General features: G+C 57.3%; 23 protein-coding genes. 13 read left to right on the plus strand and 10 right to left on the minus strand.

All coding sequences use genetic code 11. The features are described from left to right. Nucleotides 1-10: 10 nt before the first annotated feature. Both rlmD and VGR81_05900 read left to right on the plus strand, forming a co-directional pair. Nucleotides 11-1,315 (plus strand): 23S rRNA (uracil(1939)-C(5))-methyltransferase RlmD, encoded by a 1,305-nt coding sequence (gene rlmD / locus VGR81_05895; protein HEV2288470.1) that lies wholly within the window; start codon nt 11-13, stop codon nt 1,313-1,315. Continuing rightward, nucleotides 1,312-3,957, plus strand: coding sequence for a DNA internalization-related competence protein ComEC/Rec2 (locus VGR81_05900; GenBank protein HEV2288471.1), 2,646 nt, complete (start codon nt 1,312-1,314; stop codon nt 3,955-3,957). Before rlmD ends, VGR81_05900 begins: the two co-directional genes overlap by 4 nt. 50 nt (nt 3,958-4,007) lie before the next feature. On the opposite strand, the gene VGR81_05905 is transcribed toward VGR81_05900, so the two are convergent. The 9 genes from VGR81_05905 to VGR81_05945 all read right to left on the minus strand — a co-directional run bounded on the left by VGR81_05905 (nt 4,008) and on the right by VGR81_05945 (nt 11,444). Next, nucleotides 4,008-4,304, minus strand: a complete 297-nt coding sequence (locus VGR81_05905; protein ID HEV2288472.1) for a hypothetical protein — start codon at nt 4,302-4,304, stop codon at nt 4,008-4,010. A 123-nt stretch (nt 4,305-4,427) separates the two neighbouring features. Then, the gene (locus VGR81_05910) at nt 4,428-4,982 is read right to left on the minus strand and encodes a methyltransferase (GenBank protein HEV2288473.1); all 555 of its coding nucleotides are present in this window, start codon (nt 4,980-4,982) and stop codon (nt 4,428-4,430) included. Further along, nucleotides 4,979-5,980: a glycosyltransferase family 9 protein gene (locus VGR81_05915; protein ID HEV2288474.1), complete on the minus strand. Its 1,002-nt coding sequence runs from the start codon at nt 5,978-5,980 to the stop codon at nt 4,979-4,981. Before VGR81_05915 ends, VGR81_05910 begins: the two co-directional genes overlap by 4 nt. Beyond that, entirely contained in the window at nt 5,973-6,461 is a 489-nt protein-coding gene (locus tag VGR81_05920; GenBank protein ID HEV2288475.1) for an adenylyltransferase/cytidyltransferase family protein, read from the minus strand. Before VGR81_05920 ends, VGR81_05915 begins: the two co-directional genes overlap by 8 nt. Next, complete coding sequence (locus VGR81_05925) at nt 6,458-7,501, minus strand: PfkB family carbohydrate kinase (protein HEV2288476.1); 1,044 nt, start codon at nt 7,499-7,501, stop codon at nt 6,458-6,460. The genes VGR81_05920 and VGR81_05925 overlap by 4 nt, the downstream gene beginning before the upstream one ends. Then, complete coding sequence (locus VGR81_05930) at nt 7,498-8,067, minus strand: HAD family hydrolase (GenBank protein HEV2288477.1); 570 nt, start codon at nt 8,065-8,067, stop codon at nt 7,498-7,500. Before VGR81_05930 ends, VGR81_05925 begins: the two co-directional genes overlap by 4 nt. Next, nucleotides 8,060-9,094: a lipopolysaccharide heptosyltransferase II gene (waaF, locus tag VGR81_05935; protein HEV2288478.1), complete on the minus strand. Its 1,035-nt coding sequence runs from the start codon at nt 9,092-9,094 to the stop codon at nt 8,060-8,062. Before waaF ends, VGR81_05930 begins: the two co-directional genes overlap by 8 nt. Continuing rightward, entirely contained in the window at nt 9,091-10,128 is a 1,038-nt protein-coding gene (gene lpxK / locus VGR81_05940; GenBank protein ID HEV2288479.1) for a tetraacyldisaccharide 4'-kinase, read from the minus strand. The genes waaF and lpxK overlap by 4 nt, the downstream gene beginning before the upstream one ends. Continuing rightward, nucleotides 10,125-11,444 carry a 3-deoxy-D-manno-octulosonic acid transferase gene (locus VGR81_05945; protein ID HEV2288480.1) on the minus strand — a complete coding sequence of 440 codons (1,320 nt, stop codon included), beginning with the start codon at nt 11,442-11,444 and terminating at the stop codon, nt 10,125-10,127. Before VGR81_05945 ends, lpxK begins: the two co-directional genes overlap by 4 nt. A 117-nt stretch (nt 11,445-11,561) precedes the next feature. Between VGR81_05945 and VGR81_05950 the strand changes: the two genes are divergently transcribed. From VGR81_05950 to larE, 9 genes are all read left to right on the plus strand, one after another. Beyond that, nucleotides 11,562-12,182: a hypothetical protein gene (locus VGR81_05950; GenBank protein HEV2288481.1), complete on the plus strand. Its 621-nt coding sequence runs from the start codon at nt 11,562-11,564 to the stop codon at nt 12,180-12,182. Nucleotides 12,183-12,286: 104 nt separating this feature from the next. Then, nucleotides 12,287-14,491, plus strand: a complete 2,205-nt coding sequence (locus tag VGR81_05955) for a UvrD-helicase domain-containing protein (GenBank protein HEV2288482.1) — start codon at nt 12,287-12,289, stop codon at nt 14,489-14,491. Nucleotides 14,492-14,590: 99 nt separating this feature from the next. After that, complete coding sequence (locus VGR81_05960) at nt 14,591-16,318, plus strand: amino acid permease (protein ID HEV2288483.1); 1,728 nt, start codon at nt 14,591-14,593, stop codon at nt 16,316-16,318. Then, nucleotides 16,315-17,232 carry a hypothetical protein gene (locus tag VGR81_05965; protein HEV2288484.1) on the plus strand — a complete coding sequence of 306 codons (918 nt, stop codon included), beginning with the start codon at nt 16,315-16,317 and terminating at the stop codon, nt 17,230-17,232. The genes VGR81_05960 and VGR81_05965 overlap by 4 nt, the downstream gene beginning before the upstream one ends. 12 nt (nt 17,233-17,244) lie before the next feature. Further along, nucleotides 17,245-18,300 (plus strand): adenosine deaminase, encoded by a 1,056-nt coding sequence (gene add / locus VGR81_05970; GenBank protein ID HEV2288485.1) that lies wholly within the window; start codon nt 17,245-17,247, stop codon nt 18,298-18,300. A gap of 8 nt (nt 18,301-18,308) precedes the next feature. Next, the gene (gene purS / locus VGR81_05975) at nt 18,309-18,551 is read left to right on the plus strand and encodes a phosphoribosylformylglycinamidine synthase subunit PurS (protein ID HEV2288486.1); all 243 of its coding nucleotides are present in this window, start codon (nt 18,309-18,311) and stop codon (nt 18,549-18,551) included. Between the two features lie 117 nt (nt 18,552-18,668). Continuing rightward, nucleotides 18,669-20,558, plus strand: a complete 1,890-nt coding sequence (gene glmS, locus VGR81_05980) for a glutamine--fructose-6-phosphate transaminase (isomerizing) (protein HEV2288487.1) — start codon at nt 18,669-18,671, stop codon at nt 20,556-20,558. A 40-nt stretch (nt 20,559-20,598) separates the two neighbouring features. After that, the gene (locus tag VGR81_05985; GenBank protein ID HEV2288488.1) at nt 20,599-21,948 is read left to right on the plus strand and encodes a POTRA domain-containing protein; all 1,350 of its coding nucleotides are present in this window, start codon (nt 20,599-20,601) and stop codon (nt 21,946-21,948) included. Between the two features lie 25 nt (nt 21,949-21,973). Further along, complete coding sequence (larE, locus tag VGR81_05990) at nt 21,974-22,864, plus strand: ATP-dependent sacrificial sulfur transferase LarE (protein HEV2288489.1); 891 nt, start codon at nt 21,974-21,976, stop codon at nt 22,862-22,864. A 53-nt stretch (nt 22,865-22,917) separates the two neighbouring features. Here larE and VGR81_05995 read toward each other — a convergent pair whose 3' ends face one another. Further along, the gene (locus VGR81_05995; protein ID HEV2288490.1) at nt 22,918-23,841 is read right to left on the minus strand and encodes a histone deacetylase; all 924 of its coding nucleotides are present in this window, start codon (nt 23,839-23,841) and stop codon (nt 22,918-22,920) included. Nucleotides 23,842-23,979: 138 nt separating this feature from the next. Between VGR81_05995 and VGR81_06000 the strand changes: the two genes are divergently transcribed. Both VGR81_06000 and VGR81_06005 read left to right on the plus strand, forming a co-directional pair. Further along, a complete protein-coding gene (locus tag VGR81_06000; GenBank protein HEV2288491.1) occupies nt 23,980-24,375 on the plus strand; it encodes a hypothetical protein in 396 nt (131 codons plus the stop codon). A gap of 44 nt (nt 24,376-24,419) precedes the next feature. After that, nucleotides 24,420-26,708: a TonB-dependent receptor gene (locus VGR81_06005; protein HEV2288492.1), complete on the plus strand. Its 2,289-nt coding sequence runs from the start codon at nt 24,420-24,422 to the stop codon at nt 26,706-26,708. The last annotated feature ends 10 nt before the right edge of the window (nt 26,709-26,718 follow it).

Consider the following 26,718-nt stretch of genomic DNA (forward strand, 5'->3'; position numbering starts at 1 on the left):
CACACCACTCATGCGGGCGAAAATCGAAAAACTGGTTTACGGCGGCGAGGGCCTCGCGCATGAAAACGGCGAGACACTTTTTGTCCCTTTCGTGCTCCCCGGCGAAGACGTCGAAGTCCAAATTGCCGAACGGAAAAAGAAATTCGCTCGTGGACAGGTGCGCCAGATCATCGCCGCCTCGGCCGATCGAATTCAGCCCCGCTGCCCGCATTTCGGCGTTTGCGGCGGATGCGATTACCAACACATTCCTTATGAAATGCAACTTCATATCAAGGAACAGATTTTTCGCGAAACCCTGCATCGCCTTGGGCGCATCGATTGGCAAGGGCCGGTCACCGTTCACGCGTCGCCGCCGTGGGAATATCGTAACCGTGTGCAATGGAAGATTCGGCCCGGTGCTTCCGAACGCAGCGGCGATAAAAGCGCCGGCACGGCACAAATCGGTTATTTTCGCGCGCGCTCCAGTGTGCTTTGCCCGGTGGAGCAGTGCTCCATTCTCTCCCCGGCTCTTTTTGCAGCGTTCTCGTCTTTGCGAAGTGCGCTGGAACACGGGAAGGTCTCGCCGCTGGTTCGCGAGGTAGAGACATTTGCTGATGCCAGCGACGAAACGCTCCTGTTAAACGTCACCTGTGCGTCCCTGCCCCGTTCCTCAGATTCAATCGCGCAGGACATTTCCGTGGCAGTTCCTTCCGCGACGAGCATCCTTCTTCGCGATGTCCCCGGCGAGCGGATGGCATTACACGGCCCCGGCTCGCTCAATTACCGCGCTGGTGGAAACAATTTTCAGGTCGGCCATCTTTCATTCTTTCAAGTGAATCGCTATCTTGTTGACGAGGTGGCTTCCGTGGTTTCTGCCTCCGCTGGGGCTGGGGAGCTGGCGTTCGATCTATATGCCGGCACCGGCCTTTTCGCCGTGGGCTTGGCCGAACATTTTTCGCGCGTGGAGGCTATCGAGTCCGATCCTGCGTCGGCGCGCGACCTGGAGCGAAATGCTGGCCTCAGCGCAGGGATCCGAACGCATAATGACACGGCCGAAGGTTTCCTATCTCGCTGGAAGCGCAAACGCGATGCCGCTTCTCCTGAGGCGATTGTTCTCGATCCCCCGCGCGCGGGGCTTGAGGAGGGCGCACTTCGCCAAATCATCGCCATCCGGCCGCGGCGCGTCCTCTATGTTTCCTGCGACCCTTCGACTTTAGCCCGTGATCTCGCAAAACTGTGCACACAGGCGTATACTCTCAATGAACTGCACTTATTAGATATGTTCCCGCAAACGTATCACATCGAATCGTTCGCCCTCCTGGAGTCCGCTCCGTGAAGTTGCCGGCGCTTGCCCTTGCGCTGGCGTTCGCTTGCGGCATCGCCGTCGAACCGTTCTTGCCGATCCATTTACATATCTGGTTGATAGCTGCGGCGCTTTCCATCCTTACCGGTCTGATTTTCCATTTTTGTTCGAGATGGACATTTACTCCCGTTCTTTTTGCGCTCGCCGCGTGGTTCGCTCTGGGAGGCTTCGCATTGCGGCTCGCGCGGCTCGATGTATCGCCAAATGACGTCGCGCATCTGATTGCCAGCCACAAAATTGATGCAAGTGAGCCGCTTCGATGGCAAGGGACTCTCCGCGAAGATCCGGAAAAACTGCCGTGGGGCCTGCGCTACACCATCGACCTCAGCAATGTAGCAATCGCCGGGCAGGCCATTTCGATTCAGGGCGGCCTTCGACTGACCTATTACTCCGGCGAGAACGATTCCGAGCCGCCACCAATGTTGCGCGCTGGCGATGCTCTTGAAGTGCTCTGCCGCGCGCGCATACCGCGTAATTACCAAGACCCAGGCGTCTTCGACGAACGCGCCTTCCTGGCACGCCAGGGTATTGAACTGCTCGCCACTCTCCGCAGCCCGGAACTCATACAAAAAATCGCCTCGCCTCGCATATCGATTTCGCAACGATTCGCGCGCGTTCATGGAGACCTGCTTACTCGTCTCGACGACCTTTACGCTGGGGACGGGAGCCGCATTGCTGTTCTCCGCGCAATGCTTTTGGGCGATCGCAATTTCGTAAACTCGGATATCGCCGACAATTTCCAGAGGACCGCAGCGTTCCATGTTCTCGTTCTTGCTGGACTGCACGTCGGCGTCCTCGCCGCTTTCATCTTTTGGCTATGCAAACTGCTGCGGCTGCCCCTTCCCGCCGCCACATTGCTGACGATTCTCCTTCTTGCAGGGTACGTTGGCGTTGTGCAGGACCGTCCACCGATTTTGCGTGCGGCGCTCATGGCGGCAATCTTCTTATGCGCGCGCCTGCAGTTTCGCCGTGTCGCGCTCGTGAATACCGTCGCGCTCGCCGCGCTAATTCTTCTGATCGCACGGCCGGACGAACTCTTTGACGCCAGCTTCCAGCTTTCCTTTGTCGCGGCGGGCGTGATCGCCGGCCTGGGTTTGCCGTGGGTCGATCGCACATCGAGTCACTATCGGCGAGCCCTCGAGCACCTTGGCGATGTCACACGCGATCGTTTGCACTCGCCGCGCGCGACACAATTTCGCCTCGATCTCCGTGCGATCGTAAATCATGCCTTTTCAAAGTTGCCTCGCTTACTGGCTTTGCACAGTGAGTCGCTCTTCACGATTCCTGTGCGATTCGGCTTGCGAATATGGGATCTTTTCGTGCTGTCCTTTTCCATACAGCTCGGGATGATGGCCCTTCTCGCTTTTTACTTTCATCGAGTGAGCATTTCGGGGCCGGTCAGCAATATTCTGGCTGTATTGCTGACCGCTGTGATTGTCCCGCTCGGCTTCTTCGGCCTCGGCGCGAGTTATATTTGGTATGGGCTGGGAGCCGTCATCGCGAAAGTAGAAGGTGTCCTCGTCGGTTGGCTTCTCGCGAGCATCGGCTGGTTCAGCCGGCTACCGCACGCATCCTGGCGGATTCCGGGACCTCCCCTTTGGGTGCTCGCTGCTTTCATGGCAGTTCTTGCATCTCTGGCCTGTCTCGCATGGACAGCAGCACAAGGAAATCGGTTCGCCCGAGAGACGACCGCGGCCAATCGTATGCGGCGAATTGCTGAGCAACTCATATTTGCTTTGCTGATCGGGCTGGGATTTGTCGTAGCCATTTATCCGTTCCGTCCGTCGCTCGCACCGGGCCGCCTTGAAGCAACGGTGCTCGATGTCGGCCAGGGAGATTCAATCTTCGTCGCGTTTCCCGATGGCCAAACCATGCTCATCGACGGTGGCGGTGCAGCCGGAACCGAACGCATCGGGGGCTATCAGTCTGGCATTGACGTTGGCGAACAAGTTGTCTCGCCGTATCTCTGGTCGCGCGGAGTCAAGAAGCTGGATGTCGTCTTGTTGAGCCATGCGCATCACGACCACATCGACGGTCTTTTCTCCGTTCTCAAGAACTTCCGCGTAGGGCAACTCTGGGTTGGACGCGACGAGAATGCAGCCGCCTACGACAACTTGCTTTCGCAGGCCACGGCGGAGGGCATTCCCATCGTGCACAAAAGGCAGGGCAGCAGCTTTGACTGGCAAGGAATCATGGGGCAGTTTTTCTGGCCGGAAGATCTGGCTGAAGCGCCCGCCGCCGCGAACAATGACTCCGTTGTGTTGCGGCTAGGAGACGGATCGATTCATTTCCTATTGTCCGGGGACATAGAGAAAGAAGCGGAAAATACGCTCGTCGACGAGCGCGAGCCTCTATCCGCAGATTTCCTCAAAGTGCCACATCACGGCAGCAAGACTTCCTCGACCGAGGAATTCCTCGATGCCGTTGCTCCTCGTGTCGCTGCCATTTCTGTCGGCAAAGAAAATCCCTACGGCCTTCCTTACCCGGCAACAGTACAAAGGTACGAGGAGAAAAAGATCAATCTATTCCGGACGGATCGAGACGGTGCCCTTACCGTGTCCACCGATGGCCGCAACCTGTACACGAGTGACTTTGCGCGCATGCAGAAGCGCTAAACACAGAAGGAATTCGCAGCTAAAGGACTTGCAGTTGAGGACGTGCTTCTCTACTTCTCGGAATTCTCGTTAGAACCATCGTCGTCATCTTCGACTTCGATGCCTTCGTTGCTTTTGAGGTAGTCGGCAATGATGTTTTGAGCGGCTTGCGCCTGAGATTCCAAGACCACGACGTCAGATCCGCTGAACCCTGGCAATGGTTCATCAACTGGAAATGGATTTGTGCTTGACGACCCCACGCAGGATATCCCCGCGCTCTCCAGCAACCCGCGAATCACCATCGCTTCAGTATCCGAGCCAGCCGAGTGAATGACTACCGTCTTCTCCCGGCTGTGTTCCCGATTCATGGGGCGCTCCTAATCCGAAGGGGCGGAAATCTGGCCAAACTCCGTTCATGGTAAACGAATAATCTCTTTCAAGCTAGCAATGATTCAAAAACGGATGAAACTCTGCGCATGATCGACATCGCTTCAGTGAATCCAATGCATCTTTGCCCAAAGCAGCACCAGTCCGAAGAAAAAACCCATGATTGCTTGGTATTCCCGGTTCCTAAGGTAGAGCTTCGAGGAGAACGACTCACGTCTCGCGGGCGAACGATGAGGCGCGAGTCTTGGCCAGAAAAGCGGAACTTGCGCGGCGTATTCCGTGAACACTTCACCATAATGTCCCTGCAATTCCGATTCTTCGCGCCGCATCACAGCTGGATAGAACAACGCTAAATATAAGGTGACGACAACTCCGGGCCAGACCGACCAACCAGCAATCACAAAACCAGCAGCGAGAATTACGCTGCCAAAATAGAGAGGATTGCGCGTAAATGTATAGGGGCCGCTTGTGGCCAGCGCTTCATGCTTGCGAAGATATCCCGCGGCCCAAGCTCGTATCGCGAGCCCAATTACGCCGGTCAAGCCGCCAATCACCAATGACCGCGCGGTTGGTTTCGCAAGAATCAAGTATGCGAGCGCAACCGGATAGCCAATGCGCACGCGCCAGCGAATCCAGAAATTCGTCGCCGAGGCCATCATCGATTCCTCAGACGGCGCTCGACTGCGTCCGCCACTTGCTCAACCGTGATCGACAGCATCGAGCTCGCAGGCGCCTTGTTCCGGCGGTACGTTGTCTCTTCTGCTGCGGCATTTCGCACGACAATGTCGTTCGCGTCGTAAGGACCGTTTCGCGCCGGGTCCGTCGGGCCGTAAAGACCAACCACAGGTGTTCCCAATGCAGAGGCAAGATGCAGCGGGCCGGTATCCGCTGCGACAAGAAACCTTGCGCCGCGAAGAAGCGCCATCAACTGGGGCAGGTCAAACAATTCGACAACCGGCCCGGGCGAGCCGGCTTCGTGCCGAACAATCTCCGCCAGTTGGCGCTCGGCAGGACTGAAACTGATCACTCCTCGCCAGCCATAACGCTCAGTCAGCGCACGATGCAGCGTGCCATAACGCTCCGCTGGCCAGCATTTCGAGCCCCAGCCGCCACCCGGCGAAAGAACAAAATAGTCCTTCACTGCGTGTGCAGCGAGCGTGCATTCGACATGCGCTTCCGCTTCCGGGGAAACACGAAGTGGGAATCGAATGCTTTGTGTTCTGGCGCCCGCGCATTCCGCGAGCTCTATATTTTGATCGACCACATGTTTTCGGCTTGGGGTCACTTTCTGCGTGTAAAAAAGCGCGGCACCCCGCTCGCGCGAATAGTCGGCGTCAAAACCGATGCGTCGCGGAGCACCGGAAAGATATCCGAGGATTGCGGAGCGGTACAACGACTGAAAATCCAGCGCCGTTGTGTAACCCGCGGCGCGCAATCGCTTGATCCCGGCGATCACATCTCGCCGGTTACTCCGATTCATTCCGACCACACGATTGACGTCCGGATTGCCTGCAAGGATTGACGAAAACTTGGAATCAACAAGCCAGTCGATTTCCGCTCGCGGAAACGAGTCGCGCAGCGCCGCGACGGCTGGAAGCGCGTGGACAATGTCTCCCAGCGCACTCATGCGCAAAATGAGGAAGCGCTCCTCAGGCATGGCCTGCGTCGCGAATGCGAGCAACAAGATCGCGCGTCGAATGCTGCTTGGGATCGCCGACAATCGCAATCCGGATGCCCAATCGCACAGATTCTTCTCGTTCGGGAACAGTTTCTGCGGTGTAATCAGTCCCCTTTGTGTGGACATCCGGGCGAAGCTCGCGCAGAAGCGAGCGCACATCCGGCTCGGGAAAAATGACCACGTAATCCACCGCGCGAAGCGCCGCGACGAGCTCTGCGCGTGCTTGCGCCGGAAGAATCGGCCTGCCAGGCCCTTTCAGCAGTCGCATGCTGGAATCCGAATTGATCGCAACAGCAAGAACGTCTCCCTCCCGCCGCGCTCCTTCGAGATATCGCACGTGCCCGGCATGCAGAACATCGAAACAGCCATTCGCAAGCACCGTGCGCTGGCCTTTTCTCCGATGCTCCTCGAATCGCTTCACTAATTCAGCACGAGAGAGAATTTTTGCACGAGTGTTCATTGGCGCGCTGTGGCCTCGCCGCGCACGGCTGCTTCCAGCTCGACCCGCGTCACGGTCGCCGTGCCTCTCTTCATCACGACGATGCCGCCAGCATAGTTGGCGAGATGCGCGGCTTCGGCGAATGATGCGCCCGCCGCGAGCGCCAGTGTGAAAACAGCGATCACCGTGTCTCCCGCCCCGGTCACGTCCACAGCATCTGCATTTCCATAAACGCCAATCTCATGGGGCGGCTTCGATCGCTCGAAAAGCACCATGCCGTCTTTGCCTCGCGTCACGAGCAGCGCTTGTAAACCAAGTGTTCGCAAAGCCTCTTGGCCCAGCAATTCCAGTTTCCGCCGGTCGTTGCCGATTTGCGTTTGATACACCGCCTCAATCTCCGGCTCGTTGGGTGTTGCCGCGGTAAACCGCGCGCCACGATAATCGAGCATCCGATACCGTGAATCTAGCGTTGCGATTTTCCATCGCATTCCCTTCAGCAATTCGGGCGTCACTGAGCCAGCCCCGTAATCGGAAACAATCGTGGCGTCCGATTTGGCAATGCGAGCGCGCGCTTTGCGCATGATTTCGAGTGCTACGCCGCCGGGCAATGTTCCGTTTGGCTCATGATCGACTCTCAATACCTGTTGCCGTGCCGTATGGGTCCAGCGCGCCAGAAAACGCGTTTTCGTCGTGGTCGCCCATCCGCGCGCGCGAATGATCCCGGAAACATCAGCACACTTTCGCCGAAAATAGGCGAGCAACGCCTCCCCGGAAGCATCGTCGCCAACAACACCCACCGGCAAAACTCGAGCACCGAGATCAATCAGATTGTTCACCGCATTCGCGCCGCCGCCCGGGACAATTTCCGTTTGCCGATGGCGCAAAATCAGGACGGGCGCCTCGCGAGACACGCGCGAGATTTCTCCCGTCACGTATTCATCAACAACAAAATCGCCGAGAACAACAATTCGCTGTCGCGGAAAAGCGGCGACGAGGTCGAGTAAACGCGACAGATCCGGCGCGCGCCCACCAGCCGCAGAAGGCTCTCGGCGCCCGCTCAACGCATATCTCCGAGGATGATATCAACAGCCTCAGCCAGATTTTCCACTACGTGATCTGGCTGCCGCAGCCAGCCGTCTTTTTTCCATTGGTATTCGCCGCGGCCATATCCGCTGAGAACCAATACCCCGCTGGAACCAACGGAGTGAGCCATCAGAATGTCATCGTAGCGATCGCTCACTAATGACGACGCACCTAGATCCAAACCGTGCTCATGCGCCGCCCGCGTCAGCATTCCCGGCAGGGGCTTGCGGCAGTCGCAATTGTCATCGCGGATGTGCGGGCAATAATAAATCCCCTCGACATGCGCGCCGCCGGCGGCAAGTTCCGCTTTCATTTTTTTATGCATCTCCTGGACCAGCGATTCCGGGAAAAATCCTCGCGCGACCCCGGACTGATTCGTGACGACGATGACGGGAATCCCCGCTTCATTCAGCCTGCGAATGGCGCGAGCCGCAAAGGGAAAAATCGTGAACCGGCTCAAGTGATTCGCGTAGCCCATCTCCTCGGCGATTGTTCCGTCGCGATCCAGGAAGACCGCAGGCCGCTTGCGTTCCGCGCTAGACATGATGCGCCTTCTCCAGCCACTTCACCGCTGCCGCATGGACGCCCGCTACTTCAACGCGGGTCATGCAACGATGATCTATGGGACATTCGCGAAGAAAACAGGGGCTACAGGAAACCGGATGGCGAACCAACGACCGCTTCAGCGTCACAGGGGATGTTCCTTCAGGATCTGTCGGCCCGAAAATTGCGACGACGGGCACGCCCACTGCTGCCGCGACATGTATCGCTCCAGAGTCATTTCCAAGAAAAAGCTGGCAACGAGAAAACAGCGCGGGAAGTTCTCCGATCGGCGTCTGGCCGGCAAGATTGACTGGGCGATGGCGCATTCGGGCGGCGATTTTTCCGCAAACCTCAGCTTCTGAAGTCGTACCGAAAAGTATCACATCCGCTGCGAACTCACCAATCAGAGCATCTGCGACTTCGGCGAAACGTTCCGGAAGCCAGCATTTTGCGGAACCGTATGCTGCGCCCGGGGCGATGGCGATTCGAATCGCTTTCGATTTCACGCCCGCTTGCAGGAGGCGCGATTCCGCAGCCTCGCTTGCGCCGGGAGCCAATTCCAAACGGATTTCTGCAATTTCCGGAAGTTTCTCGATCCACCCCGCGCGGCGAAGCAGCTCCAGATAGTAATACGACTCGTGCGCTGGAATTTCGTTCTTGCCCGGCACCGCGATCGCCTGCGTCAGAAGAAAGCTGCGACCATCGCGTGCATATCCGATGCGTTGTGCAATACCGGCTCGCCACGCCAGCCACGCTGCTGAAAATGCATTCTGAAAGAGAATCGCGCAATCGAAGCGCTCGCGGCGCAGAGTGCGAGCCATACCTTCAACTAAAAACGGATTCCGCGGAGAAACGTCCTGCACAATTACGCGATCAGCAAACGCCTGACCACTGTAGATATCGCCAACCCAACGCCGCGCGAGAATCGCGATTTCTGCTTGCGGCCACCTTGCGCGAATGGCCTCCAGAGCCGGAATGCACATTACTGCGTCGCCGACCCAATTCGTCGCCCGCACCAGAATCTTCATTGCAGCACACCGGGTTTCTTGCGATGAATCGCGTCCACAATCGTGCGCCACAACGCGTCTTCGTCGTTGAAACGCAGCGAGATTCTACAGAAGCAGATCGGAATGCGCTCGGTCTTTAGCGACGTTAAGTCGTAGATATCTTTTTCTGTGCAGATCAGCGCGTCAGCCCCCGCGGCCATGGCACGGGCCTCAAGGTCCGCCAGATCGTGTTTCGTATAGAGATGGTGGTCGCGAAAATTCGCATGGCCCACGATGGAAAATCCCCAGCTCTTAAGATCACTTAAGAACGCTCCTGGGTTCCCGATGCCGCAAAAAGCGAAGAACTTCTTCCCCTCGGGCCTAAACTTCTCGACTAAACTTCCCATCAACCCGCGCACTTCGAGGCTAACCAACTCTGTCTGGGCATAAAAGATCGGCGCATTACTGTGCCGACGAATCACTGCCTCAACCGCCGGAGCATGATCGCTGCGCGTAATGACAACGATGTCCGCGCGCCGCAGTGCAGAGGTCGGTTCACGCAGGCGTCCCGCCAGGATAACGTGCCCGCCGCCAAACGGATTCGTCGCGTCAATCATCACGATATCGACATCGCGCGCCAATTGCAGATGCTGAAATCCGTCGTCGAGAACAAAGCATTTCACGCCGCTGCTTTCGAGATCTCTTCCTTTTGCATAGCGATTGGCATTCGCTCCAATCTCAACCGCAGGGCCTAGCCTCTGATGAAGCAGCGCGGCTTCATCATTCCAACCTTCAGCAATTCCGGAGCTATCTGCAAGCGCAGTTCCGTGCGGCAAAGGCCTGTAGCCACGGCATAAGACTGCCGTCTTCACTCCCGCGGCGGAAAATCTTTTCGCCAGCCACACTACCATCGGCGTCTTCCCCGTGCCGCCGACAGTAAGGTTTCCCACGCTGACAACCGCGCCCTTGAGCCGCTTCTGCCGAAAGATTCCCGTCCGATAGCACGATGCCCAAAGACGCCCGCCTGCGCCGTATGCGACGGAAAAAGGCCACAGCAGCGCTTGACCCGGCGTCACGCGCCGCCCCGCTGTGTTTCGAGAACCGCCGCGATCCGGTCCAGGGATCGCGCTGTCGCTCCGCGGTTGGACTCCACAAGCGCACGCGCTTTTCGCCCCATTTCATCCCGGTGTTCCGGATTTCCAATCAGTTCGACCCATGCACGGCCCAGTCTTTCTCCGCTCGTCACTTGCATTCCTGCGCTGGAACTCGCAAAGCGCGCCGCCATCTCTCGAAAATTTTCCATCGATGGCCCAAACAAAGGAGGCTTGGCAAACCACGCGGGCTCGAGAATATTGTGTCCGCCAGAGTGCACAAGCGATCCTCCGACAAAAACGGCATCGCCCAGAGCGTATAACCCTGCCAGCTCGCCAATCGAATCGAGAACAAGCACATCCGCATTTTCGTCGAGCGAAGTGTTCGTATCGATCGAGCTGCGCCGAATCGCTTTCCAGCCGCGCTCCTCAACCGCACGCACGGCCGCGTCAAAACGTTCCGGCTTTCGCGGCGCGAGTAGTAGCAGCGCATGCCGCCATTGGCGCTGAACATAATCGAAAGCCGCCAGCACAGCCTCTTCCTCTCCGGCTACGACGCTGCCCGCGATCGCTATCGGCCAGCGCTCCTGCTCGCGGCACTGCTGCGCCAGCCAGCCGCCAAAGGCTCCAGGCGCCGGTGGCTCGTGGTCATATTTGAGATTGCCCGTGACCTCAACTCTCTCCGCCGGTGCGCCCATCGCACGCAAGCGGCGTGCGTCTTCGACGCTTTGCGTGAGAAACAAATCAGCGTGATGCAAAACGCGCCGGAAAAATCCGCCAACAAAAGGCTCGAATCTCTGAAACCGCCGGAAAGATTTCTCCGAGATTCGGCTGTTCACGAAAACAACGGGAATCTCCTCGCGGTCCGCCTCGCGCATCAAGTTCGGCCAAATCTCCGTTTCGAGAATCACGATCAGCGCAGGCTGAATTTTGTGCATCGCGCGCCGCACGGGGCCAGTCCAGTCGAAGGGAAAGTAGAAGACGCCGTCCGCAACTGTAATTCGTTCACGGGCAACACGCTGGCCCGTAGCCGTCGTCGTCGAAACGAAAATCGCCGTCTTCGGGAATCGCTTTTTCAAGCAATCCACAAGCGGTTTGGCTGCCAGCACTTCGCCGACCGACACGGCGTGAACCCAGATCGCTGTTCGCGGCGCAATTCCGTGCGCGAATCCCTCCGGCAGCCACCCCATACGCTGCCAAAAACTCGCCAGATACTTGTCCCGCCGCAGCCCTTGCACCAGGAAATACGGCGCGAGCAGCGCCATGCCAATCGCCGTCAGCACGCTATACAAAAAGTACATAGAGGGGAGCCAGGCCTCGTTCGAAAAAAGAGTGCTGCCTGCAAGACTCGTATTATAGTGGCAACCGCCGCACGAACCCACAACGTTTCCATCCGTGCGCGCATCTATTGGCGAGAAATGCGAAACCTACTCCTCGCTGTGACAGTTTCTTTGCTCACGCTGATCCCTCAATCGCAGCAGCTGGATATCTCTAAAATTGTCGCCAAGGATTCCCATCAGAATTTCGTCGTTGCTGCGGATCCCTGCACGGATGCAGCCCGCATCAAAGAGGTTTTCGATAAGATTGATCCTTCCAAAGCCGGGCTTTTGTCCGTCGACGTCTATTTTCAAAACAATACGGAATATCCCGTGCACGTCGATCTGACCACGATTCGCCTTGATGTCGATGCACCTCACGATCAGCGTTTTCACCTCCAGAGCCTGAGTCTCAAGGAAGCCGCCACAGACATTGCCCATCCGAATGGGCCTGCCGCGAAGGGCCCGAGCCGCCTACCCCCCATAATCTCTGGTGGCGACCGCAAGGAACGCGACGCAGAAAACGTCTTGCAACCTCTGATGATTCAGTCTGACGTCGTCCCCCCGGGCAAAACGATCCATGGCTTCGTTTTTTTCGATATGAGTCATCAATTCGATCTCGTGTCCTACTCCAGCCTTTACGTCCCCGACGTGCAATCCATCGCATCGAGCGACCCCATGATTTATTTCGAAGTTCCACTGGGGACTCATCACTCGGACTGATCGGACTGAACGGAAAAGTCCTCACAGAGGCTCGTTTGCCGAAATCGCTCGCCTCAGATAGAATCGATCTTCGATTTTTTTTCGCATAGGAATTGAAATCCAATATGGCGCTTCTCGATGAACTGAATTCTCAGCAACGCGAAGCTGTCCTGGCCACCGAAGGGCCTGTCCTCGTGCTGGCCGGAGCTGGAACAGGCAAGACGCGCGTCATCACCTACCGTGTCGCCCATCTGATCGAACAAGGCGTTCCCGGCAGGAACATCCTCGCCGTGACGTTCACGAACAAGGCCGCCGATCAGATGCGCCAGCGCATCGGAGACTTGGTCCGCTCCAGCGGCCACAGTAGTTCCGATGTTTGGATCTCCACTTTTCATTCATTCTGTGCCCGGCTCCTGCGGCGCGAAGCCCCGCGCGCGGGCCTGCCCCGGGATTTCGCCATTTATGACGACGATGACCAGACTCGCGCAGTCAAACTTGCCGTCCAAAATCTTCGTCTCGGCGAGAAAGAATTCGCCCCTCGCCCTGTACGCGACCGCATCAGCCACGCGAAAAATCACAACATCACGCCGGAAGAGACGGAGGTAGAGGCATTTGGTCCCTGGGGCAAGAACGTTGCTGCCATTTTCCGCGAATACGAAGAAATTCTTCGTAAGGCGAGTGCTCTCGATTTTGACGATCTTCTCCTGCGCGGCGTCCGCCTGTTGCGCGAACATCCCGATGCGCACCGCCATTGGGCCGAGCAACTGCGCTTCATTCAGGTCGATGAATTTCAGGACACCAACGCGTCTCAGGAGGAATTGGTTCGCCTGCTTGCCGGAAAAGAGCGCAATGTCTGTGTTGTCGGAGACGAGGATCAGTCCATCTACAGCTGGCGCGGTGCCGTGAGCGGCAATTTCCAGCGTTTCCTCGAGGATTTCCCCGGCGCGCGCACGATTCGTCTCGAGGAAAACTATCGCTCGACGCAGGTCATTCTCGATGCGGCCGGCGGCGTCGTCGGCCACAATCAAAAACGCCTAGGCAAGAATCTCAAGGCTATGCTCGGCGCTGGCGAACTGCTGAAGTTCTACGAAGCGCGTGACGCCTCGGACGAAGCGGAGTACGTTTGCGGGGAAATCACACGCATTCTGCGTGACGATCCCAGTACAACGCTTGCTGTCTTGTATCGCACGGCGGCACAGTCACGTTCGTTTGAAGAAACAATGCGGCGACTGGGCGTTCGCTATTGTGTTGTCGGCGGCTTCAGTTTTTACCAGCGTACAGAAATCAAAGATGCGCTGGCGTACATTCGCTTGGCGCTGCACGCGGATGACAACATCGCGCTGCTCCGTATCCTCAACGTGCCCCCGCGCGGGATCGGCAAAGTCACCGTAGAGACCTTGCAGGAAACGGCGCGGGAATTCAACGAATCGCTCTGGCAGGCGATTGCGCGCGTGGCCGGTTCGGGCAAGACTCGTGGCGGCAGCGCGGCTCTGGGAGCTTTTCGCGAGATGATTCTCAGACTCGCCAAAGATGTTCAGGAACGGCCGGCAGGAGAACTCATCGAAGTCGTCCTCGGCGCCAGCGGCTATCTGGATTGGGTCGAGCAACAGGACAAGCTCGATCATTCTTCGCGCGCCGAAAATCTTCGGGAACTTTCCAACGCCCTCGCAGACGCCATCGAAGCAGGACAAACACTCGAAGACGTTCTTGACCGCGCTGCGCTCGTTTCCGACGCAGATGAATTCGATGAACACGTTCCTGTGTCTTTGATCACGCTTCACAGCGCCAAGGGCCTTGAATTCGACCACGTCTTTCTTGCCGGGCTTGAGGAAGGACTTTTGCCGCACGGTCGTTCGCTCGGCAGTGACGAAAGCATCGAGGAAGAGCGGCGCCTCTGCTATGTCGGCATGACTCGTGCCAAGCGCACACTGACTCTTTCGCGCGCCATTTACCGGCGCACGTGGGGCGATTCCGGCCTCGCAGCCTCCGCCCCTTCGCGCTTTCTTGCTGAAATTCCCACCGAGTTGGTCGAAGCGGCAAACGGCTCTCTTGCTGAACCCGGCGAATCGCGCCGCTACGAGCCTGATCCGGAATTCTATGAATCCGAGTTTCGCCGCGTGAATCGCGCCGCATTGCGCAGCATCGGCGCGAAAAGATCGAAAAAAGCCTCGAATGCCCTGATCGGCACGCGCGTTCGCCATCCAACCTATGGCATCGGCACAATCCTCAATGTTGAGGAAAACGGTGACGATCGCCGCCTCGTTGTCAGCTTCACCGATTACGGCACGAAGAAACTCATCGAACGCTATGCACATCTCGAGGCCGTGTAGGTATCTCGGAGAAAACCTCACCGCCGCGGCGGTTGCGCGATGAACCCGCTCAAGGTACAGTGCTGCTTTTAGCTTTGGGACGGTGGCCCTAATGACTCGATGAATCAGCAGCTTTTCCGTACGAAGAGTATTGACCAGCTGATCTCCGACTCGGAGGAGCCCGGCAAGCGCCTCAAAAAAACGCTGGGCTGGCTCAGCCTGACTGCTCTTGGCATCGGCGCCATCATCGGCAGCGGAATTTTCATCGCTACAGGTACTGCCGCTGCGGGCGAGGTCGACCGGTTCCCTTCCCTGCTTCAAGCTCCTCTTCTGAGCGTCCTCCTGCACGGCAGTCATGCGATTGTCACCGGTCGCCCCGGCGCGGGTCCCGGCATCGCGGTTTCGTTCTTTGCTGTCGCGCTGATTTGCGCTCTTGCGGGACTCTGCTACGCCGAGCTTGCATCCATGATTCCGATTGCCGGCAGCGCATACACTTACACTTACGCTACCCTTGGCGAATTCATCGCCTGGGTCATCGGGTGGGATTTGATTCTCGAATACGCCGTTTCTAATATGGCCGTTGCTGTCGGCTTCTCCGCCTACGTCAACAATCTGCTGGACACCTTCCATATTCACATTCCAGACGCGCTCGGCACGCCAGCCTATGATCCGATGATCGGCTGGTCGCTTCACTTCAATCTGCTCGGCTTTATAATCGTTATGCTTCTCACCGTGCTCCTCGTACGCGGTATTCGTGAATCCGCCGGCGCCAACAACGTCATGGTCGGCATCAAGCTCGTGGCCATTATGATTTTCTGCGTCGTTGCCTCCAAATACATTCATCCCGCAAATTTCAAGCCGTTCTTCCCAAATGGTTTTCAAGGCGTCCTTACTGGCGGCGCCATCGTGTTCTTCAGTTACATCGGCTTTGACGCCGTTTCCACGGCTGCCGAAGAGTGCAGAAATCCGAAGCGCGATGTTCCCATCGGCATACTTACTTCTCTTTTTGTCTGCGCGGTTTTCTATGTGGCCCTGGCCGTCGTACTCACCGGTATTCAGCGCTGGGACACCCTGAACAACGCCGCTCCCGTGGCCAAAGCACTCGAGGCCATCGGCCTGAAGGTGACCGACCGCTGGGTCACCGCAGGCGCGTTGATGGGCATGATTTCTTCGATCCTGGTTTATCAGTTGGCACAAGGCCGCATCTGGTTTGCGATGTCACGCGACGGCCTATTACCGGCTGTATTCTCGCGTGTTCACAAGGTTTTCCGCACACCTGACTTTGCCACTTGGGTTGCCGGATTTTTTGTCGCGATTCCGGCAGGAATTTTCAGTATCGGTACGCTGGTTGATCTCTCCAACATCGGCACGCTGTTCGCTTTTATTCTCGTCTCCATCGCCGTGCTGATTTTGCGCAAACGTCAGCCCGACCGACCGCGCGGATTTCGCGTTCCGTTCTCTCCATGGATTCCCATTGCCTCTGTGGTGTTTTGCTTTGTTCTCATGGCCAGCCTCACCGTCGAAAATTGGGTGCGCTTCTTCGTCTGGCTGATTGTCGGGCTATTGTTTTATTTCGACTTTGGCGTGCGCCACAGCACTGCAGGACGCCAGGCCGATCCTTCTGGCCAGCGCGCGTTGATGGTCCTCTCGGACAAGGCTTTGATGGCGCTGAGCAGCGCCTTGTTCTTGCTTGCCATTTTCGGTGGCTTCCTGGTCGTCGAGGGCATCGTCCAAACAGGCATAATCGAGAGGAGTGGACTCGTCCTCCTCGCGATTGTCGCTCTTGTATTTCTGTTCCGAGGCTACAATCATTATCGTGAAGACACTCTCGTGTCGAAGGCCGCATGAAGCTCCGCAGAAACCATGAATCCAATATCTGCGGTACCCATCGCAGGCGCGCCAACCGGCGCCATCCTCCCAAATTAGGTGCCTATGCACGCCCCGGCGTAGCCACGCTGATCGTCGCTGGCATCCTCCTCGCGCCCTCGGCATTTGGCTGGGGTGACAACGCCGATCGCCTTATCGTCAACAGCGCCATCGCCACCTTGCCTGACGAAATTCGCCCGTTTTTCGAAGCCAATCGCCAATTTCTGGTCGCTCATGTCACAGATCCAAATGGTGCGGCCAAGCAAAATCCGGCGGAGCTCCATAACCAGTACATTCACCTGGATCACTACGGCCAGTATCCCTTCGCGAACCTGCCTCGCGAATACAAAGCCGCATCTCGCAAATTCAGCAAACGGTCCCTCGACGCCAACGGCCTGCTGCCCTGGCAGATTGGCCTCTATAGCGCCAAGCTGACCGATGATTTTCGCGCCGCCAACTGGTCTGCTGCGAAACTCGATGCCGCTCTCCTTGCCAGCTATGTTGCTGACGCTCACGACCCCTTCAACACCACAGTAAATAACGATGGACATCTCTCCGGCCAGCTCGGCGTGAACGATCGCTTCGAAAACAAACTCGTCAATCGTTATTCTCAATTTTTTTATATTCATCCCAATCCGGCGGCCTTCATTTCGGATCCTACCGACCATGCTTTTGAAATGTGCCTCACGGCCCATTCCTGGCTCGAAAATATTCTTCTCGCCGATCGCCGTTCCTATGAAGGCCTGAACGACTACACCGACGAATTCTACGACCGCTTCTATAGCGACGCGGGTGCGGTCCTCGTTCGCCAAATTTCCGATGCGGCCACCGACACCGGCTCGTATTGGCTGACCGCGTGGGAAAACGCGGGCCGCCCGTCGCTGCCCGCGCAGTGATCCCTTAGCGAAATGTCCGGCTCATCCTGGAGCGAAACCGCAGCCAAGCTCCACCGCCTCCCGAAAGCGGAACTCCATCTGCACCTGGAGGGCTGCCTTTCTCCGGAGCTTGTCGTAAAGCTCGCAGAAGGCCACGGCGAAAAACTCAACCGGCAAGAAGTCGCGGAACGCTACAGCATCAAATCTTTTCCCGCATTTCTCGAACTATTCAAATGGGCCACGACGTATCTTCGCACGCCTCGCGATTACGCAAGACTCGCGGAAGCTGTCGCGCTTGATCTCCGTGCGCAGAATTGTCTCTACGCAGAAATCACTTTGTCTGTCGGCGTGATGTTGCTTCGCAATCAGGATGCCGAAGCCAATTTCGCAACGATTCTCGATGCCCTAGCGAAGTCGCCAGACACTTCCCGCGTGCAAATTCGCTGGATCTTTGACGCCGTTCGCCAGTTCGGCCCCGAAAAAGCCATGCAAGTCGCGCGCCTCGCCGCGCAAATGAAATCCCAGGGCGTTGTCGCATTCGGCCTTGGCGGCGACGAAGAATCTTTGCCCGCCGCTGATTTTCGGGGCGTTTATGACTACGCCGCTGCCGCAGGCCTCCATTGCCTCGCTCATGCCGGAGAAATGGGCGGCCCGCAATCCGTCCGCGACGCCATCGAAATTTTCCGCGCCGAGCGCATCGGTCATGGCATTGCCACGATTCGCGATGAAGCTCTCATGGACCTGCTCATCGAACGTCAAATCCCGCTCGAGATCTGTTCTGAAAGCAATCTTCGCACTGGCGCGCTCGCCAAGCTGCTGGGTTCGCCGTCAGCTCGCCTCGAAGATCATCCACTGCGGCAATTTGTCGCTCGCGGCGTGCCTGTCACTCTCTCGACTGACGATCCAGCCATGTTTCACACAACACTCGGCGACACCTACACTCTCGCCGTCGAGAAAATGGGCCTTAACGTTGCCCAGCTCGTCTCCATCGCGGAAGCAGCCTTCCATCACGCGTTTTTGCCGCCGCGCGAAAAGCAAGTGCTCCTCGATCGTTTTCATACCGAAGCTCGAAGCCTCGATTTGCTATAATGTCCGCCATGAAAGCTCACGTCTGGGTGATGTTGAAGTCCACTGTGCTCGATCCGCAGGGCCAAACGATTCAGCACGCGCTCTCGTCTCTCGGCCATTCCGAAGTCAAGTCTGTCCGCCAGGGCAAATTCTTCGTTCTCGACCTCAACGGCCTCTCCGAAGACGCCGCCAAGAAAAAAGTCGAACAAATCGCCCGCGACGTCCTCACCAATCCTGTCATCGAAGAATTCCGCTGCGAAATCGTCGCGTAGCGCCTTAGCGTCGAGGCGTTCACTCATCCGCGGAGTCTATGCGTCGGCAAACGCATCTAATTCCCGGAGTATGCTACTCTGAACGTTCAAAGGTGACCTCGAATTTCGGGCCCCGTCGTGGCCCGTTTTCGGCAAGCAGGAGCGCAGGAACTCATGTGCGGAATTGTCGGCTACATCGGCCACAAGAAAGTTGTCCCTCTCATTCTTGACGGCCTCCGGCGCCTCGAATATCGCGGCTACGATTCCGCTGGCATCGCCGTCGTCCAAAAAAATGGCGCCCTCGACATCCGCCGTGCTTCCGGAAAACTTCGCAATCTCGAAGAGACCATCCACCTTTCGCCCCTCGATGGCACCTATGGCATCGGCCACACGCGCTGGGCCACGCACGGCCGTCCTACAGAAGAAAACGCGCACCCGCATCGCGATTGCAAAGGCGAAGTCGTCGTCGTCCACAACGGCATCATCGAAAACTACCTCGAGCTCAAGCAGCAGTTGATCGCCAAGGGCCACAAGTTCGTCACCGAGACGGACACCGAAGTCATCGCTCACCTTGTCGAGTCCAATCTGAACGGCTCGCTCGAAAGCGCCGTGCAGAAAACGGTGAAGCAATTGAACGGTGTCTACGCCCTCGGAGTTATTTCCACGCGCGATCCCAATAAAATCGTCGCCGCTCGCTGGGGACCTCCTGCGGTCATTGGTCTCGGCCACAACGAATACTTCGTCGCCAGCGACATCCCCGCGGTGCTTCATCACACGCGTGACGTGATTTTCCTCGCCGACGGAGATATTGCCGTTCTCACTCCTGAAGGCGTCCGCCTGACTGATTTCGATGGCGCGGCCATCGAACGCCCTGTGCAGCACATTTCCTGGGATCCCATCATGGCCGAAAAAGGCGGTTTCAAGCATTTCATGCAGAAGGAAATTTTCGAGCAGCCGCGCGCAGTCCGCGACACTCTCGTCGGCCGCGTCTCTCTCGATACTGGAAAAGTCTTTCTCGACGAAATGCAGATCACGGAGAAAGAATTCCGCGAGTTTCAGAACATCAAAATCGTCGCTTGCGGCACGAGTTGGCACGCCGGGCTGGCCGGAAAGTTCATGCTCGAAAAGCTCGCCCAGATTCCCGTCGAAGTGGACTATGGCAGCGAATTCCGTTATCGCGATCCCATCGTCGACCAGCGCAGCCTGGTCGTCGTCATCAGCCAGTCGGGGGAAACCGCCGACACGCTCGCCGCGCAGCGCGAAGCGCGTCAAAAGCACGCAAAAACGCTCGCCATCTGTAATGTCGTCGGTTCGATGATCACGCGCGAAGCGTGCGGCACGATTCTGACCCATGCCGGCCCGGAAATCGGCGTTGCCTCAACAAAAGCCTTTACCGGCCAGCTTACGGCTCTCGCTCTTCTCGCGCTCCATATCGGCGAACTTCGCTCTGGCATTTCCACCGAAGCCGCGAAAAATCTCGTGCAGGAAATGGCGCGCATCCCTCACAAGATGGAATGGATTCTGCAGCGCGACGAAGAGTACGAAGCACTGGGCCGGCAGTTTTTCCGTCACTCCGATTTTCTCTATCTTGGCCGCGGCATCCACTATCCCATTGCGCTCGAAGGCGCCCTGAAACTGAAGGAAATTTCCTACATCCATGCCGAAGGCTACCCTGCCGGTGAGATGAAGCACGGGCCTAATGCGCTCATTGACGAAAACCTACCGGTCGTCGTCATCGCCACGCGGGATGAAAACGACGCGGCCTCTATGACGCGCTACGAGAAAACCGTCTCCAACATCAAGGAAGTGAAAGCCCGTGATGGCATCGTTATCGCCATCGTCACCGAAGGCGATCGCCTTGCGCGCGAAGCCGCCGACCACATCGTCGAAATTCCGCCCGCTCCGGAAATTCTCACGCCCATTCTGGAAATCCTCCCGTTGCAGCTTCTCGCGTATCACATTGCCGTTCGTCGTGGCTGCGACGTCGACCAGCCGCGCAACCTCGCAAAATCCGTCACTGTGGAATAGAGAGTTCCGATTTTCCCGCCACTGTCTTAGAATTATTCTGATGATTACGCAGGATCAGTATCGTGCGAGCATAGGGCGAATCTTGCGCCGCACTATGCTTTTCGGCGTCACAACCCTCCTGGCAATCATCTGCCCGCTTGCTATCGCTCAGTCTGCGCCTTCATCCAACGCACAGACGAAACTTCTTTCCGTCGACGCCACCGGCTCCCACCTTTACTCTTCCGCTCAAGTCTTGGCTTTCAGCGGCATGCAGCTTGGTTCTCCGGTCAGCCACGATACGATTCAGGCGGGTGCCGATCGCCTCGCCGCGTCGGGTCTGTTCGCCAGCGTCCGCTATCGTTATGCGACAGACGAAGGAGGCCTCCACGTCACATTCGAACTTCAGGACGCCCCCACATTCCCTGTCCTCTTCGACAATTTTCCTTGGTTCAGCGACGACGATCTTTCCAAGGCCATCATCCACGCTGGCATTCCATTTCAAGGCGGCGTCCCAGCCGCTGGCACGGACTTGGATTTCATCGCAAAAGCTCTGGAACAGACTTTGGCCAATGACAAGATTCAGGGCACTGTCTCCCACCAGCTCACCGCCGTGCCTGGCACCGATCAAAAAACGGTTCGCTTCAGCGTCTCCGGCGCAGATGTAATCATTCATGCAGTCACCTTCAGCGATTCCTTGGTTATGAACGACCGGTCGATCGGCAATTACATTCCGGATCTTGTCGGCAAGCCTTTCTCCCGGCAGATCGTCGAACGCTTTGATTTCGAGCACCTTCGTCCGGTCTATTTCAAGAGCGGCTACCTTCACGTGCAGTTCGGTAACCCACAGGTTCATCCTCCCGATCACCAGGGCTTCATCAATAAGAGTGTCGACATCACCATACCGATCGAGCCGGGCGCGATTTACACCTGGGCGGGCGTCGAATGGACAGGCAACCGTGCGTATACGACGGAAGATCTGGACACGCTCGTCAAAGAAGAGGGCCTTTTGCCCGGCCAGCCGGCCGACGGTATGAAGATCTTCGAGCTATGGCAGAGCGTACAATCGGCATATGGTCATCGCGGCTATTTGGACGAGCAGATTCAGGAGCAGGAAGCATTCGATGATGCCAATCATCGCGCGGCGTACCACGTCGTCATTTCCGAAGGCCCGCAATATCGCATGGGCGATCTCGTTTTGACTGGCCTTTCTCCCGAATCCGAGCGTCGCCTGCGTGGCGCATGGCGCATCCCCAAGGGACAAGTTTTCGACGAGACTTACTACGAGAGTTTTCTTAACCAAGGCATCCAGACCCTCTTTAAGGGCACGCCGACGGCTCAGGACAAAATCGGCCGTTATCTCCAGAAGAATCCCGCCGCAGCGACTGTGGATGTCATGATCGATTTTCAGTAGTGGTTTCGCGCTATACTTCCCTGCCGTGCCAGAACAAACTGCGCAAACATCTCGACTGCCCGCCAGCGCTGCTAGTGCGAGTGCCGAGGCGGACCTTCATCTTGCGCGCGAGAAACAAGAACAACTGATCGCCAACCTCCGCCGGCTCGGTTCTCTTCTCGTCGCCTATTCGGGCGGCGCGGATTCCGCTTACCTCGCCTGGGCCGCTCGCCAGGCTCTGGGCGAGAATACCCTCGCCATGACCGCGCTGTCTCCCAGTTTCCCGGAGCACGACCGGCGCGAAGCGCGCGAATTCGCCCGCGCTCACGGAATTCGTCAGGAATTCATCGACACAGCCGAATTCGCAAATCCTCTGTACGTCGCCAACGACGCCACCCGCTGTTATCACTGCAAGGACGAGCTCTTCGACAAAATGGAAGCGCTGGCCAGCGCCCGAGGTTTCGCTGCCATCGCTTACGGAATCAACGCCGACGACACGCACGAATTTCGCCCCGGCCATCGCGCCGCTTTCGAGCACAAAATTCTCGCGCCGCTTCTCGACGCTGGCCTCCGCAAAGCGGAGATTCGCCTGCTCTCTCGCCAGGCCGGCTTGGCTACTTGGGATCGGCCCGCCGCGGCCTGCCTCTCTTCGCGCGTCGCCTATGGCACTGCCGTCACTCCCGAATTGCTCGCGCGCATCGAGCGCGGCGAGGATTTTCTCCGCGGTCTCGGTTTTCGCCAACTCCGCCTGCGCATTCATGGTGAACTCGCCCGCATCGAAATCGCTCAGGACGAGCTTTCGCGCGCGCTTGAGCCCGCTATGGCCGCACGAATTGCCAGTGGCCTTAAGCAATTCGGCTTCGCTTATGTCACGCTGGATCTCGAAGGCTACCGCACCGGCTCATTGAACGTTCTGCTCAAAAAGCAATCCGCTTGAGACACCAATCGTTCCTCAGCTTCTGCGATTGTTTTTTGGATTGGCGCGGCAGGTCACGCCACGGAATGCGTTTTTCGCAAAACGGAATCCTGCGCCGCAAGAATCGTATTCACGTGGATGCGCACCGTATCGCCCACAAGCCGCGCGTATCCGCCCGCCAACGTCACAGCCACCGGCACACGATGCCGCCGCGCGTAATGGAAGACTAGATCGTCTCGCCGCCGCAGCCCTTCCATCGTCAGCGCCAATCCTCCGAGCTGATCTTCGCGGTACGGATCCGCTCCCGCGATGTAAAAAATGAGCTGCGGATGAAATTCATCGAACGCGCGCGCAAGATTGTTTTCGAGAATTGCCAGGTAATCGTCGTCCCCCGTCCCGTCCGGCAAATTTACATCCAAATTCGAAGGCGGCTTCGGATGCGGATAGTTGTTCTCCTGATGAATCGAAAATGTGTAGACCGTCTCATCGTCGGCGAAAATCGCCGCCGTTCCATTCCCTTGATGCACGTCCGTATCAATGGTCATCGCCGTTTCGATTGCGCTCACAGCTTGCAAATGCCGGATTGCGATCGCCACATCGTGAATCACGCAGAATCCTTCCCCATGGTCCGCATACGCGTGGTGAAATCCGCCCCCGAGATTCGCCGCGCATCCATCCGCCAGCGCCCGTTTCCCTGCCTCGATGGACCCTCCCGCCGCCAGCCAGCACGCCTCGATGAGCTCCTTCGAGTACGGCACCTCCATTCGTATAATCTCGAGATAGCTCAGCCCGCCGGTTTTCAGTTTGTGCACATAATCCTTACAATGAACACGCAAGACGTCTTCATCCGATGCCGCCTTCGGCGCGACAAAGTCGTTTTCTTCAGCCAGTCCCTCCGTTAATAGCTCGTCGCGTACCAGCCGGTACTTCTGCGAGGGAAAAACGTGCGCGCCCAGGTTCAAATCGTAGCGATCGCTATAAATTAATTTGAATGGCATCACCATATCGCGAGCCTAGCCCGATCGCGCGGAATTCGCAATCCATTCCCTCGCAATCCTGCGTACTCCACTCGCAGAGCTGTGTTAGCATGCTTGCGCTGCATTCACATGGCCGGCCGCTGTAGTCACGGCTTGCAAATGTCTGATCGGAAGGTGCATCGCCCAAGGATGTTTCAGCGAATTCAATCCGGCCTTCTCATTGTTGCGCTGCTCGCCGTGCCATTTGCATTGTTGGTTCGCGGCTATTGCTGCGGGCCGCAGCAATGTGCCATGCTCTGCTGCTTGCATCGCGGCCAAGCTATGGGGTTGACGCGCGGCCACTCCTCTTCGGGCGCTTTGCATTGCGGAGTGCGGTGCAACTATCGAAATAGCCTCGACTACGGTCTCGCCGCGCCGCTTCCGCCGACTCAGTTGAGCGCTGCCATCAAGCTTCCTTCGCTCGAATCGGCGCGAAGCGCCGTCGCTCGCATATCGCCTGTTCTTCTGCCCGGTTTCTCTCGTATTCCTCTTGAGCCTCCGCGCTTGCTCTCCTGACATTTCACCGAATCCGGAAATCTTGCAGTTAGGAGGGTCGCGGAGTGCGTCCGTTTCGATTTCTATTGATGTTTCTTCTCGCGTTCGTTTGCAGCGCCATCGCTTTCGCCACAATTTTCGGCGTCGTCCAGGGAGTCGTCCATGATCCCGATCACCGCCCGATCCCCGGCGCCGACGTCGTCATGAAATCCGCGACTTCGGCTTTGTCTTTCACAGCAAAATCCGACCAAAACGGGGAATTCCGCTTCGAAGCCGTCCCCATCGGCGACTACATCGTCACCATAAGCCTCTCAGGCTTCACGACAATCCAGCAGAAAATCACCGTTCTGTCCGGCACTTCACCAGTTCTTCACTTCCCTCTCGAACTCGCCTCCTTGAGCCAGAAAATCACGGTTTCCGCGACGCCGGAGCCTGCCAGCGTTGACACAGTCACTCCCACGACGCTCGTCAGCCGAAAAAATATAGCCCAAACTCCCGGCGCTGACCGCACCAACAGCCTGCAAATGATCACCGACTACGTTCCCGGCGCCTACGTCACCCATGATCAGCTTCACATTCGCGGCGGCCATCAAGCGAGTTGGCTCATCGATGGCATTCCCATCCCCAATACGAACATTGCCAGCAATCTTGGCCCGCAAATCGATCCGCAGGACATCGATTATCTCGAGGTTCAGCGCGGCAGCTATGACGCCGAATATGGCGACCGTACCTACGGAATCTTCAACGTCGTCACGCGGACCGGCTGGGAGCGCAACAACGAGGGCGGCGTCGTCACGAGCTTCGGGAATTCCTTTCAGACCAACGATGAAGTCAATTTCGGAAGTCACACGGACAGGCTTGCCTATTTCGCCAGTCTCAGTGGCAATCGCAGCGATTATGGCCTTCAAACTCCCGTCAGTTCCATCTACCACGACGCCGAAAACGGCTACGGCGGCTTTGGCTCCATCATCTTCAATGTCGATGCGGCCAACCAGCTCCGATTCGTCACGTCATTGCGCCGCGATTACTACCAGATCCCCTACGATCCCAACGCCAGCGATTCAGAAAATCAGATATTCAATAGCAGCGGTCTTCGCGACGGCCAGCGCGAATCCGATGCCGTCGTCGATTTTTCCTGGGTGCACACGATCCACTCGCGCATGCTGCTGACACTCTCGCCCTTCTACCATTACAATCGCGCCAATTATCAAGGCTCGCCCAGTGACTTTCCGATCAGCACTACCGACGACCGCGGCTCCGACTATGCTGGCGGACAAACCACCTTCAGTTTCAGTTTTGCGAAAAATGACGCACAGGCGGGCTTCTACGGTTTCTGGCAACACGACAGTCAGTTCTTCGGTCTCATCTTCAATGATCCCAGCAATCCTAACCCGGCCATTAATCAGAGTGAGCCAGCCTCAGGCAGTCTCGAAGAGGAGTTCATCGAAGACAAGTTCAGCGCCACGTCCTGGCTGACTTTCGTGGGCGGCGTTCGCCAGTCGCACTTCTCAGGCAGTCCGGCCCAAGCCGGCGCTAGCCCGCCCATCGTCGAAAATGCGACAAGCCCGCGCATCGGGGTCGCCATTCGCGTTCCGCGCGTGCATTGGGTCCTCCACGGTTTCTACGGCCATTTTTATCAGGCTCCGCCGCTTGTCACCGCTTCCGGCCCGTTGCTGAATTTCGTCAATAGCAATAATTTAGGTTTCATTCCGCTTCACGGCGAACGCGACGAAGAGCATCAGTTCGGCGTCACGATTCCGCTCCGCTCATGGTCCCTTGACGCCGATAATTTCCAGACCCGCGCGCAGAACTTCTTTGACCACAACAACGTCGGCAACTCCGGCGTCTTTTTCCCTCTGACGATTCAGCAAGCTCTGATTCGTGGTTGGGAGCTGACTCTGCGTTCGCCGCTTCTCTGGAGTGCTGTTCAGATGCATCTCGCCTATTCGAACCAAATTGCGGAAGGGGAAGGCGCCATCACTGGCGGCCTCACCAATTTTACCCTGCCCTCTGGTTACTTTCCTTTGGATCATGACCAGCGGAACACGCTCAATATTGGTATGAACGCCAATCTTCCACATCAGATTTTTGCTGGAGCGAATGCTTATTACGGTTCAGGCTTCACAAACGGCCAGTACAATCCGCCCGCCGTCCCGAATCTCTATCTTCCCGGCCACACGTCCATTGACATTTCGCTTGGGAAGAATTTTGGCGAGCGTTTTTCGGCCTCTGTGGACGCTCTCAACATCGCCAACCGCCGCCTGTTGACCGACAATAGCATCACATTTGGCGGTTTCCATTACGATGACCCGCGCGAGATTTACGTCGAACTGCGCTATCGCTTCCATTATTAGCGCTGCAAGG

It is taken from the genome of Candidatus Acidiferrales bacterium (assembly GCA_035934015.1).
GTDB lineage: Bacteria > Acidobacteriota > Terriglobia > Acidiferrales > UBA7541 > DAHUXN01.

Excerpts from the sequence above, each read along its gene's own strand:
- VGR81_05910 (HEV2288473.1), bottom strand. The coding sequence starts at position 4,982 with ATGATGGCCTCGGCGACGAATTTCTGGATTCGCTGGCGCGTGCGCATT.
- VGR81_05985 (HEV2288488.1), top strand. The coding sequence starts at position 20,599 with ATGATTACGCAGGATCAGTATCGTGCGAGCATAGGGCGAATCTTGCGC.
- waaF (HEV2288478.1), bottom strand. The coding sequence starts at position 9,094 with ATGAAGATTCTGGTGCGGGCGACGAATTGGGTCGGCGACGCAGTAATG.
- VGR81_05920 (HEV2288475.1), bottom strand. The coding sequence starts at position 6,461 with ATGAACACTCGTGCAAAAATTCTCTCTCGTGCTGAATTAGTGAAGCGA.
- rlmD (HEV2288470.1), top strand. The coding sequence starts at position 11 with ATGCGGGCGAAAATCGAAAAACTGGTTTACGGCGGCGAGGGCCTCGCG.
- VGR81_05955 (HEV2288482.1), top strand. The coding sequence starts at position 12,287 with ATGGCGCTTCTCGATGAACTGAATTCTCAGCAACGCGAAGCTGTCCTG.
- add (HEV2288485.1), top strand. The coding sequence starts at position 17,245 with ATGTCCGGCTCATCCTGGAGCGAAACCGCAGCCAAGCTCCACCGCCTC.
- VGR81_05960 (HEV2288483.1), top strand. The coding sequence starts at position 14,591 with ATGAATCAGCAGCTTTTCCGTACGAAGAGTATTGACCAGCTGATCTCC.
- VGR81_05915 (HEV2288474.1), bottom strand. The coding sequence starts at position 5,980 with ATGCCTGAGGAGCGCTTCCTCATTTTGCGCATGAGTGCGCTGGGAGAC.
- VGR81_06000 (HEV2288491.1), top strand. The coding sequence starts at position 23,980 with ATGTCTGATCGGAAGGTGCATCGCCCAAGGATGTTTCAGCGAATTCAA.
- purS (HEV2288486.1), top strand. The coding sequence starts at position 18,309 with ATGAAAGCTCACGTCTGGGTGATGTTGAAGTCCACTGTGCTCGATCCG.
- VGR81_05965 (HEV2288484.1), top strand. The coding sequence starts at position 16,315 with ATGAAGCTCCGCAGAAACCATGAATCCAATATCTGCGGTACCCATCGC.
- VGR81_05995 (HEV2288490.1), bottom strand. The coding sequence starts at position 23,841 with ATGCCATTCAAATTAATTTATAGCGATCGCTACGATTTGAACCTGGGC.
- VGR81_05930 (HEV2288477.1), bottom strand. The coding sequence starts at position 8,067 with ATGTCTAGCGCGGAACGCAAGCGGCCTGCGGTCTTCCTGGATCGCGAC.
- VGR81_05950 (HEV2288481.1), top strand. The coding sequence starts at position 11,562 with ATGCGAAACCTACTCCTCGCTGTGACAGTTTCTTTGCTCACGCTGATC.
- VGR81_05945 (HEV2288480.1), bottom strand. The coding sequence starts at position 11,444 with ATGTACTTTTTGTATAGCGTGCTGACGGCGATTGGCATGGCGCTGCTC.
- VGR81_05905 (HEV2288472.1), bottom strand. The coding sequence starts at position 4,304 with ATGAATCGGGAACACAGCCGGGAGAAGACGGTAGTCATTCACTCGGCT.